Source organism: Pyrobaculum sp., assembly GCF_049971835.1.
GTDB lineage: Archaea > Thermoproteota > Thermoprotei > Thermoproteales > Thermoproteaceae > Pyrobaculum.
This window is the reverse complement of sequence record NZ_JBMFKV010000403.1, coordinates 1-775: the sequence shown is the minus strand read 5'-3', so window position 1 is coordinate 775 and position 775 is coordinate 1. Positions and strand designations below refer to the sequence as shown.

General features: G+C 40.4%; 1 protein-coding gene. It reads left to right on the top strand.

Annotated features, from left to right (window positions below; genetic code table 11):
- Positions 1-775, top strand: a 775-nt coding sequence (locus tag ACP5J3_RS14960; RefSeq protein ID WP_428496400.1) for an RNA-guided endonuclease TnpB family protein, incomplete at both ends; no start/stop codon positions are given.

Genomic DNA, 775 nt, shown 5'->3' with positions numbered 1-775 from the left:
CTGCTATAAGATTGATGAAAGATATATCTACCTTCCAAAAGGGCTTAAGCTAAAGTATAAGGGAAAGCTAAAGTGGAAAGGCAAGCAGGGAAGGCTTGAAATAATCTACGACGAAGTAGATGAAGTATGGAGGGGCTTTATGGCAGCTGAAGTTGAGGAGCCTTCCTTAAGAGAAGGCAAGAAGCCCCTCTACATAGACCTAGGAGTAGTAAACTTAGCAACGATATGGTTCGAAAGCCTGAAACAGCCTACAGCATACTCTGGAAGAGCTCTTCTATCAGACTGGTGGTACTGGACAAAACGAATAGCAAAAGAACAGAGCAGACTAGCTAAAGTAAACAAAGCTAGAACATCAAGGAAGCTTAGGAAGATGTATAAAATAAGGAAGAGGAGGCTTAGTCATGCAGTAAACGCCATGGTAAGGCAGATAGTTGAAGATGCATATAAGCTTGGAATTTCAAGAATAGTTATTGGAAGACTAAAGGACATAAGAGAAAACAACTATAGTAGTAAAGCAAACGCCATGATAAACAACTTTTGGAGCTTCGACTACATCGTAGAGCATTTAAAAGAGAAGGCAGAAGAACATGGAATAAAAATAGTTGAGGTAAACGAGTATAAGACGTCAAGCCTATGCCCATTCTGCGGAAGTGAAGGAAACAGAAAGCATAGAGGTTTGTTCTACTGCCCAAGATGCAACAAGGTTATGAATGCAGACGTAGTAGGCGTCCTAAATATAGCTAAAGTATGTAGAACTATAATCCCAAGTCCCTCC